Genomic DNA, 10,266 nt, shown 5'->3' with positions numbered 1-10,266 from the left:
CCCAGAAGTTGACGTCCATCAAAGCTCGCCAGGCGTCCTGGTTCTGCCAGGTGGCGCCTGGGTTGGCGCCGGTTCCGGCGTTCAACATCAGCACCCCGACGTCGCCGAATTGGCTGTGCGTCAGATCCCTCAGTCGCTCGAGGTCGGAAGGCTTTGACACGTCAGTTGGCACGGCGGCGACGCGCCCGCCTGCCTCGCGAATGGAAGTCTCCACCGCCCGCAATTTCTCGCCGGACTGATCGGCCAGGACGACGGGTAGTCCAAGGCCCGCAAAGCGTCGTGCGGCCGCCAGGCCGATGCCGCTTGCGGCACCGGTGATCACCACGGCTCCGCCGTCTGCGATCGGGGGGAGGCTCTGGAAAGTCTGGCTCATGCCGGGAGCATAGCGCTATCTGCTGCGGTCGCCGCCCGAAAATGAGTGCTTAATCCGAAGCCCGCGCCAGGCCCATCGGGTAGCGGTCGTCCCAGGGCGCGCACATCCAGCGCGGTCGGGTGTGGCGGAATGTCGCAATCACGCAGCTTTTCGGGTTTGCCACGGTTAGAGAGCCCTTAACCGCTCTTCGCATATTGGTGGAGGATGCGATTTCTGCGAAACAGACATATCGTTGTTTCAGTAATTCTTGCGGCTCAGGCATTTTGCCTTGGGCTTTCTGGCGCGTGGGCCGCCCCGCCGATGACCTTTTCACCGGCGTACGACGCCAGGGTAGCCGAGGCCAAGGCGGCCATGATGGGCGAGCCTGAAACCGCGTTCAAACTTTCTTCCAGCGCCCTGGAAATCGCCGATACCCTCCCTGAAGACAGGCAGGCGCTTGCCGAGGCTACGGCCATGTGGCTGCAAGGCGAGGCCCTGGTCCGCCTGAATCAACCCAAGAAAGCCGAGCCGGTCCTCGATGCGGCGCTGGCGATCATTGCCAGGGAGGCTCCGACCAGCAAGCTTTACGGCGATGTCGTGTTGTCACGTGGCGGCGCCATGGCCGCAAAGGGCAAGATGCAGGCCGCGCTCGCGGATTATCAAAGGGCTTACGAGATTTTTCGCCGGGCCGGAGAGGCGAGGAGCCAGGCCAAGGTTCTACAGAACATCGGTTCTATCTATCAGGACGCCGGCGATTTCGAGCGGGTGCTGAAGTACTACGCCCAGTCCGCCGAGACCTATGCCGAGGACCCGGCGCTGATCCTGTCAGCGTACAACAACCGGGCAAACGCCTTTTTCCATCTGAATCGCCTGAATGAAGCCCAGGCGGAGTATCGTCAGGCGCTGGCTCTGGCGAGCAAACTGAAGAGCCCGTCGCTCGAGGCGAGAATCCTGACAAATCTCGCGGCAGCCGAAGTCGTATCCGGGCGTCTTGACGCCGCCGACCGGAACATCGAACGCGGGCTTCTGATCGCGACCCGCGATCCCTCGGCCAGGGAGTGGATTCCGTTCCTCTGGGGCGTTTCAGCACAATCGGCGCAGAAACGCGGTGATCTGCAACTCGCCGCCCAACGGTTTGATCGAACCTTCGCCGGCGTCAATATCAAGACCACTGACCTACCGTTCAGGGAATTCCACGCGTCGGCCTATCAGGTTTACGCCCGTCTGCAACGGCTGGAGCTGGCCCTGGCGCATCTGGAAGCCTTCAAGCGGCTGGACGACGGCGCCAGATCGCTGATGGCATCAACCAACTCGGCCCTGATGGCGGCACAGTTCGACTTCGCCAATCAGGACCTCAAGATCTCGAAGCTGAATGCGATCAGGCTTGAGCAGGAAAACGAACTTGCCAGGAACAGATCGGCCGTTCTTACCGCGGGGCTGGGCGGCGTCTCGCTTATCCTGGTCCTCCTTTCCGTCGGCATGTTCTCGATGAGACGCAGTCGAAACAGGGTCCAGGAGGCCAACAGCCAGCTTTCAACCGCCAACACCGCGCTGGCCAAGGCATTGAAGGCAAGATCCGAGTTTCTGGCCACCACGAGCCACGAGATCCGCACGCCGCTTAACGGCATACTGGGGATGACCCAGGTACTGATGACGGACAAGTCCCTCACGCCGTCGGTGCTGGAGCGGATCAAGGTGCTCGACAACGCCGGCAGGAACATGCGGCTCCTGGTGGATGATCTGCTAGATCTGGCCAAGATCGAAAGCGACGCCATCTCTATCGAGCGCACCAACGTGGATCTGCCCGCCCTGCTGAAGTCCATCGCGGCGCTGTACCATGATCGGGCTGCACTGAAGGGGCTGGAGCTGGCGGTGGAGATTGCGGATGCGCCGGCCCTGATCATCGAGGATGCCGTCCGCCTCCGTCAGATCCTGCTGAACCTTCTGGGCAATGCGTTGAAGTTCACCGAGGCGGGCCGGGTCACACTATCTGCGACTGTCGATACGACGGACTCCGGAGAATGGCTGGTACTCAAGGTAATCGACACGGGAATTGGTATTCCGGCTGACATGCTCGACGAGATTTTCGAGTCCTTCAGGCAGGTTGAGGGTTCGACAACCCGACGCTTTGAGGGGACTGGTCTGGGCCTTACCATCTGCCGCAGCCTGGCCGCAGCGCTTGGCGGAACGGTGTTGGTCACCAGCGCAGTGGATCAAGGCTCGACCTTCGCCTGTCGCCTGCCTTTGGTTCGGGGCAAGCCCCGGGTTGACGACGCTTGCACCTTCGACGCCTCTCCAAAGTCGGGGCTGGGTGACCATTCCGTTCTGCTGGTAGAGGCCAATCGTCTGAATCAGGCAATGATCCGCACCGTCCTTCGACCGCAGGTGCAAGGGCTGGAGAGCGTGTCCTCTCACGCCGAAGCCCTCGAGGCGTTGGGCAAGCGCCCCTACAGTATTGTTATCGTCGACGCCGCCTCCGCGACCCCTGCAGGAGCCTCGACGGAGGAGTCCCTGGCGGCCCTTGCACGCCACTCGACAGGTGCGATGATGTCGGTGATCCTGCCGACCGCCGATCCGTCTCTTGAGGTGAGGCTGCGCCAGCAAGGGATTGAGCTGATCTTCGTCAAACCTGTAATCCCGTCAGCGATGGTAGATTTGCTGGTTGCGGCCTGCCTGCATCAGGCGGCAGAAACGCAGCCTCACTCCGAGGCCCCCCTTGGGGCGATTGCACTAGGAAGCTGAGTAGTTCGCAGCGATAAGAGCGAAGAGAGGCGCGTCGGTTCCATGTTAGTCCTTTATGTCGAAGATAATGAAACCAACTCGCTTGTGATGAAGCACATGCTGGCAACGGCCGGCATCGAGATTGCGGAAGCCCGCGAGGCCTATAGCGGCCTCAAGATGGTCGATCAGCAGTCGTTTGAGCTCATCCTGATGGACCTGCGTATGCCTGGCATGGACGGCCTGGAGGCGACACGGTTGATCCGCAGCCGTACCGACGCAAAGTCAGGAATTCCGATCCTCATGGTCACCGCCGACATGGGTGCAGATGTCTCTGACGATTGCCTGAGGGCTGGAGCAGATGGCTTGCTGCACAAGCCCTTCGATCTGGATGCCCTCTTTGACGCGATCGCCCAGACGATGGCCAAGAGGCCAAATTCCCCCCCTGCACTGGTCTGACCGCAGACGGCATCACTGTCGAAACCCGTCGTAGCCCTGCGGCGGGGAGGGGCAGAATCCCGGATCCTGCGAGGTCCGTTTTCCGGCCGTGCCCATCGCGCTCCGGCTCTGATCCCCGTCACCGTCCGCCCCCGCTGCGAGGGCGTCCGTAGCCAGCTCAAGAGAGGTCTGGAAGTCGTCCAGCCTCGCGGATGGCGTACCCGCATGCTCGAAGACATATGTGCCGGGCGCAAAGGCGATCCGGTCGGCCAGGGCCGGGGCGGCGGTCCGGGCGGAGCAGGCGGCCACAGGTCTCATCCGGATAAAGCAGCCCATCGCTGGTCGTCTGCAACAAAGCAACTGTCTCAATATAGGACAAGTATCAAGGTTAACATCAATTCAGTATGAATCGGATTTATACCTTAAAAGTTAAAAGGAAAGAAGTAATTGGCGCTGTAGAAGCAATTAATATTCTAGCTATCCGTCTCGGAGATTCAGGATGAGCGCGAAGACAAGCAGGCCTAACCGCATCGATCTCAGGGCCTTGGCCCTGACCTCGGTTTCGCTGGCGGCGTTTGCCGGGGCAGCGGAGGCACAGACCGCATCGCGGCCGCTGGTGGCGCGCTACGGCAACATCGCGCCTTTCTACGGCAATATCGCGCCGTTCTACGGGAACATAAGTCCCTTCTACGGAAACATCGCGCCGTTCTACGGGAACATCAGCCCCTTCTACGGCAACATCTCGGCGTTCTGGGGTGATATCAGTCCCTTCTACGGCAACATCGCGCCGTTCTGGGGCGACATTAAACCCTTCGATGGGCCGATTGGCGCCGCTTCTGGCGACAAGGCTCCGGACTTCTCCTCGACGGTAGAGTTCTGGGTCGAAATGAAGCCCGTTTGGGACGACACTACCAAATACTGGCGCGAGCTTCCAGCGTCGCCGACGAGTTCGAAACTCAACAAGCTGGTGGAAAAGCTTGAGGATGTGATCGAAAGGTCGGAAGAACAATTTGGCAAGGCTGTAAAGGCGAAGACCGGGAAATCCTTCTCGACCGCGTTCGCCGAGCCCCTGCTGAAGAAGTACGGCATCAAGCTTTCTGACCCAGCCTCGCTGACCAAGCTGTCAGAAGCTGATCGGGCGATGTTCTTCCTGGACTGGTACGACAACCTGATGACCTATTCGGGGGTCGACCACGTCGATCACTGGATGAAGACCGTAAACTGGACTCCGGCGATCACCCAGCAGCAGGGCTACGGCGGCAGCACGACCATCGGCCTGCTCGACTTTACGGTCGTCGGCGACAAGGATATCCTCAACAACATCGTCAAGTACGATGGCATTTCGACGTTCAGTAATGGCCATGGCGCGGCGGTCGCCAGCCTGATTGTCGACGAAGTCGATGGAAGCGGCGTCATGGGCATCGCGCCCCGCGCCAAGGTTATCGCCTACAATCCGTTTGATAAGACGGGGACGGCCGGATGGGCCGACGTGACGACTGGCGTAAGAATGCTGGCCGAAAACAAATCCAGTATCATCAACATGAGCCTGGGTGTGCCCGGCTTCACGCTGCATCCCGACTGGAACACCGTGTTTACGAACGCAGGTGTTGCAAAGGTGGCGAAGAATACCGTCTTCGTTATGGCTGCGGGCAACGAGGGTGTCACGCAGAAGCAGAACGTGGCCTGGGACGCCAACAACCCTTACCTGATCCTCGTTGGCTCCGTCGGCCTGGACCAGACGATTTCCAACTTCTCAAATCGGCCTGGCGACAGCTGCCTGACCATCAACGGGGCCTGTAATCCGGGCGCGAAGCTGCAGGATCGCTTCATTGTGGCGCCGGGTGAACTGATCCTCGTGTCGGATGACAAGGGCGGCGTTGTGCGCCAGTCCGGGACGTCCCTTGCAGCCCCGTTTGTCTCGGGCGCCGTGGCCCTGCTGCACGACCGCTGGCCGTGGCTGGCGAACTTCCCGAAGGAGACGACGGACATCATCCTTCAGTCCGCCAAGGACCTGGGGGCGGCCGGGGTTGACCCCGTCTACGGCCGTGGCCTGCTCGACGTCACCGCCTCTCAGTCGCCTTTGAATTTCAACAATCTGACCTGGTCGCAAAGCACCAGTGGCGGTGAGCTGAAGCCCGTTGATGCGCAGACCATCTTGTCCGGCTTCAAGAAGGCGCTGAAGAAGTTCGATGAGAAGGGCGAACTTTACTACTATGCTTTCGAGAAAATCGGTGCGACTCAGCGCGATTTCGCCATTCCGTTGTCAGAGAGCCTGATCGGGCAGTCTGTGACTACCCTCAACGGCGGTAAGGAGAAATTCCAGGAATACCTGCTCCAGCGGATGACCGTGTGGGCGGATGCATCGAAGAAATTTTCCTTTGCGGCTTCAGGCCAGATGTTCTCGCCGAAGTCTTTCTCGCAAAGCGGCCAACCAATCGCCAATGGCTGGGGGGCAGACATGACCCTGGCGATAGCGCCAAGGGTGCAGAATTACGGCTTTGTTCAGGACAGCCTCGATTATCGCTCGATGGTCAAGGTCAACGGCGAGCGCTCATCGTTCAGTTTCGGCTTCGGAGCGGGCGCCGAGGCCCTTGACGGCAAAACCGGCTTTGTCGCGAACGACTACGACAGCGATCGCGGCGGGGCGAACCCGCTTCTGGGCCTGGCGACGGGTGGCGGTTTCGCCAACTGGAACGTCCGCCTTTCGGAGCGCATGTCTCTCGCGATCGGCGCGACCCAACGCGATGAAGCGCGTGACCCGACGCTCCTGATCGGTGTTGACCGGCCCGGTAGCGGCGCCAAGCGTTATCAGGCCGCGGCCCAGCATCTGGCGGCGACCTTCGTCGTCGCGGATGGCTTTACACTGACCAGCAGCTACACGCTGTTGCACGAGAAAAACGCCCTGCTGGGCACTCAGGCTCTGAATCCCGGTTTCCTTGCCGAGGGTTCGACCACCGCCGGTTATAATGTCGGTGTGGATCTGCAACTTTCCGAAACGCTGAACCTCTCGGGTTCGGCGACCCGGGGCGTCACCCGCGAGAGTTCGGATCAGGATCAGAACCTGACCGTCGGCAAAGGCGGCGTCACAACCTCGAGCTATCAGGTGTCCCTGACAAAGTCCGGCCTGTTCAGGTCCGGCGACCAGGTCAGGATCTCCCTGTCCCAGCCCATGCATCTGGAGCGCGGAAAGCTCGACTTCACGACCCTTCAGATCATTGATCGCCAGACGGGCGAACTTGGCTACGGTACACAGTCGGTGAAGCTGGGCGGTACGGCCCGCCCCTACGCCGCCGAGATCCTCTACGGCGTCCCGGTGCTGAAAGGTGAGGGTCAGGTTGTGTTGTTCGGCCGCGCCGAAAGCGCCGACGCAACAGAGCCGACCAATCGCCTGATGCTTGGAAGCCAGTTCAAGATCCGCTTCTAAAGCCTTTCCGTTTCAGATGGAGACATCTGAAACGGACAGGCTCAAGCGGCGGGGGAGTGCGGGCTGGTTGCGCCCCGGACCCGCTGGCCGGCTTCAAAGCGGTGCGAACAATATCTCGCAGCCCGTGCCGCGGAGAAGAGGGTCAACACGTCCACGCGCCGCCTCATCCAGCGCGACGTACGCCTTGCGGAGCCAGCCAAGGCATTTTGCCTGATAAACAAATGCCTCCTGCACCCAGCGCTGGCCGTCCACCTCGCACTCCACCTGCTTTGCGCCCCGGGCGACCGCGTTCGCATTGCCGATCATGAAGGGCGCATAGACCCGGCCCACTTCGCAAAGCAGGCTACGCAATGTCGCGGGCGGATCGGACAGGTCTACCCAATCGGCGTCGCTCACGTCGAGCCCGCTCACATCCTCCAGCCTTTCGGTCCAGGCGTATGCCCGGGGCGAGACCTCCATGGCGACCTGGCCCGGTGTGGGATCGGTGATCACGAGCATCGTCATCTGACCGTACGCTGCGAAATCACCTGCGCCAGGCCGCTGCCCCAGCAGGTAGGGCTGGTTCTGGATGTGTTCGTCGAACACCTCCAGAAAGCGACGCCAGCTGCTCTCGATGATGGGCGCAGTGACAGGGTTGGATCCCACGACGCCAATGCGGGATATCTGCCGACTGGCGAAGGCCCGTTCCGCCTGCTCGCCCTGCTCGCGCGTTATCTGCATAGCCCGGCCGTAGGGTAGGTAGGCGCTCGCCTTCTTGGTGTCCGCCGCATACGACCAGCGATAGTGAAACATGCACTTGCTCAGCCACTCGTCGCCATAATCCTCGAGCAGCAGGTCAATGAGGTTCAGCGCGGGATCCGAAGGGCGCAGCCGTCGTTCAGCATAGGTCTCTTCGAGATGATTCAGGATCGGCGTGGTGTCGGACATCGCCGTGAGCGGCTCGCCATCGGCGGCGGGCAGCACAATGTAGGGTATTAGCGGGAGCGGGCGCTCCGGCAGCGCATTCGCTTCCTTGCCCCCTATGACCAAAAAGCGGAAAGGCAGGCGCCGGAAGCGGAGCGCCGCGCGAAGTTTGCGCGTGTAAGGCGATGCCCCCACCCCAACAAGTCTCAGGTCGCTCTCCGAACTCATCCCACCCTCTCCCAATTCACTTCTACAGCCGGCTACCAGAGTGGCTTCGATAAGGCGCGTTGAAATCCAGCACAGGCGCGGCACAAGATGCAACGCGCCTCCGCCTCTTCGGCTCGCCTTTGCTGGCAGGCTTCCAACGGTCGTACACGCCCGCGATTTCCTATTTTGAACCGAGATACGACTCGCTGCGAGGCAATCGCCGGGCCGCCATCAGGAAGAAGACCACTGAAGCGATTTCGCCGATCGCCGCCAGGCAGATCGCATAGCCAAGGCCCCGGACCCCGAAGGTGGGTGACAGAGCGTCGCTGGTCATGCCGATGAGAAGCGGTCCCAGACCGAAGCCGACCAGCGAGATGATGAAGAGTGTCCAGGCGGAAGCAAAGGCGCGGGCGCGCACCGGCGCCAGGGTCTGGATGGTGGCGAACACCGGACCTGTGAATGCATTTCCGAGGAAGCCTGGCAGGATGAGGCAGGCGATCGCCAGACCGGGCGTCGGGGCGAGATAAGCCGTAATGAACAAAGGCGCGCGCACGCCGATCATGATTGCCGGAAGCCACGCGTACCAGCGGTTGTCGCGGCGGCCGAGGATGTCGGCGAACCATCCGCCAGCCAGGGTTCCGATGATCCCCGTCACGCCAGAGATCAACCCCAGCGCCAGCCCCGCCTGGCCGGTCGTAAGGCCATGCACCCGGATCATGAACGCCGGATTCCACTGCAGGGCGCCGTAGGATGTGAACGCGTGCAGGGCGGCCCCGATGACCAGAAAATTGTAGGCGGGGATCTTGAACAGCGTCGCCATCGCCTCGCGCCACGACAAGGCCACGAGACCTTCTGCCGCCCCGAGCCGTATGGGCTCCTTCAGGGTCAGCAGGACCACAATCGCCAGAGCGACCCCCGGCAGTCCGACAACGACAAAGGCCGTCCGCCAGTCGAACATCTGGTTCAACCAGCCGCCTGCGATGAGGCCCACCAGAATACCAATGGGCACACCGCAGGAGAGCACCGCCAGGGCCGTGGCGCGCTTCCCGTGCGGGAACAAATCCGCAATCATTGAGTGGCTGGCCGGCGCTGCGCCTGACTCCCCGATAGCGACAGTGGCGCGCGCCACCAGCAACTGGGCGAAGTTGGACGTCAGGCCGCAGACGGCGGTTGCGGCGCTCCATAGCGCCAGGGACCCGGCGATGATCCCCTTGCGGGACGCCGTGTCGGCCAGTCGCGCGATGGGCAGCCCGGCGACCGCATAGAACAGCGCGAACCCCAGGCCGGACAACAAACCAAGCTGGCTGTCTGTAAGGTGGAGCTCGCGACGGATAGGTTCCATCAGGATCGAAAGTATCTGCCGATCAACATAGTTCAGAGTATAGACAACCAAAAGCAGACCCAGCGCATAACGTGCGTATCCGGTAGACGTTCCTGGTATATCTGGAACCGCGGGCGTCTTGATGAGCGACATATTGGTGTCTTTCATTGAGTCTATATGGCCCAGATGAAATCAGATATTCTATGAAGGTGATTTCAGCGAAGGGCCGACAATTTGGCTAGGCCAGGTGACGCTTGCCGCCCTGGCTCTCGGCTGTCGTGACTTCAGGGCGAGCCGAATGCGCTCGCAATCAAGCCATCAAGAATTGGATGTTGTCCGCCCAACGTGATCCCCTGCGGCAGAGCGCGCCACTCCCCTGGCGCGACCATTGCGCCATAGGACACGGTCGCCAAGCGCTCCGCAAGTCTTGATGTGAACTAGAATTCCGATTTAATGAAGGTGGTGCAAGCCGGTAAATGACCGGATGGCCGTTCAATCCAATGAGGTGTCATGATGCTGGTGATCAACGCAGTGCAGCCCGGCGGCGAGCAAGCCAAGGACTTCTTCAGCGCGCCGGATGACGGCCCGTTCGTCATGGTCAACCTTCTGAAATTCAAGCCGTTTGCGGAGTATCCCGACGGGTCGGACTCACACATCACCGGAGCTGAAGCCTATGCGAGGTATACGGTCGAAGTCCGTAAGCTCCTGGCGTCGTTCGGCGGTGGCTCGCGGTTCTCCGGAGAGGTAACCGGCATCCTTCTCGGTGAGGTGGGCGAACTCTGGGACATGATCGCGTTGGCGGAGTACCCGTCGCTTGCTGCCATGAGTGAGATGATGCGGTGCCCCGGCATGCAGGCCATCTCTCACCATCGACGCGCCGGTCTCGCCGGGCAGCTGAACATC

Annotated in this window: 8 protein-coding genes; 4 read left to right on the top strand and 4 right to left on the bottom strand. The window is 61.2% G+C overall.

Going from position 1 to position 10,266, the window contains the following annotated elements:
* A partial coding sequence (locus ACIQ42_RS10720) for an SDR family NAD(P)-dependent oxidoreductase (RefSeq protein WP_397422185.1) occupies window positions 1-373 on the bottom strand: 373 nt, incomplete at its 3' end.
* 300 nt (window positions 374-673) lie between these two features.
* On the opposite strand from ACIQ42_RS10720, the gene ACIQ42_RS10715 reads away from it, so the two are divergent.
* Window positions 674-3,094 carry an ATP-binding protein gene (locus ACIQ42_RS10715; RefSeq protein WP_397422184.1) on the top strand — a complete coding sequence of 807 codons (2,421 nt, stop codon included), beginning with the start codon at window positions 674-676 and terminating at the stop codon, window positions 3,092-3,094.
* 42 nt (window positions 3,095-3,136) lie between these two features.
* Window positions 3,137-3,529, top strand: a complete 393-nt coding sequence (locus tag ACIQ42_RS10710) for a response regulator (protein ID WP_397422183.1) — start codon at window positions 3,137-3,139, stop codon at window positions 3,527-3,529.
* A gap of 12 nt (window positions 3,530-3,541) precedes the next feature.
* Here ACIQ42_RS10710 and ACIQ42_RS10705 read toward each other — a convergent pair whose 3' ends face one another.
* Window positions 3,542-3,817: a hypothetical protein gene (locus ACIQ42_RS10705; protein WP_397422182.1), complete on the bottom strand. Its 276-nt coding sequence runs from the start codon at window positions 3,815-3,817 to the stop codon at window positions 3,542-3,544.
* 190 nt (window positions 3,818-4,007) lie between these two features.
* Here ACIQ42_RS10705 and ACIQ42_RS10700 point away from each other — a divergent pair, with 190 nt between their 5' ends.
* Window positions 4,008-6,932: a S8 family peptidase gene (locus tag ACIQ42_RS10700; RefSeq protein WP_397422181.1), complete on the top strand. Its 2,925-nt coding sequence runs from the start codon at window positions 4,008-4,010 to the stop codon at window positions 6,930-6,932.
* 93 nt (window positions 6,933-7,025) lie between these two features.
* On the opposite strand, the gene ACIQ42_RS10695 is transcribed toward ACIQ42_RS10700, so the two are convergent.
* Both ACIQ42_RS10695 and ACIQ42_RS10690 read right to left on the bottom strand, forming a co-directional pair.
* Window positions 7,026-8,063 (bottom strand): glutathione S-transferase family protein, encoded by a 1,038-nt coding sequence (locus ACIQ42_RS10695; protein WP_397422186.1) that lies wholly within the window; start codon window positions 8,061-8,063, stop codon window positions 7,026-7,028.
* Window positions 8,064-8,223: 160 nt separating this feature from the next.
* Window positions 8,224-9,516, bottom strand: coding sequence for a spinster family MFS transporter (locus ACIQ42_RS10690; protein ID WP_397422180.1), 1,293 nt, complete (start codon window positions 9,514-9,516; stop codon window positions 8,224-8,226).
* 357 nt (window positions 9,517-9,873) lie between these two features.
* Between ACIQ42_RS10690 and ACIQ42_RS10685 the strand changes: the two genes are divergently transcribed.
* A partial coding sequence (locus ACIQ42_RS10685) for a DUF1330 domain-containing protein (RefSeq protein ID WP_397422179.1) occupies window positions 9,874-10,266 on the top strand: 393 nt, incomplete at its 3' end.

Origin of the sequence: Phenylobacterium sp. (assembly GCF_044372605.1) — a bacterium.
In the GTDB taxonomy this organism is placed as follows: Bacteria; Pseudomonadota; Alphaproteobacteria; order Caulobacterales; family Caulobacteraceae; genus Phenylobacterium.
The sequence above is the reverse complement of the archived record's forward strand: the minus strand, read 5'-3'. Positions and strand labels throughout refer to the sequence as shown.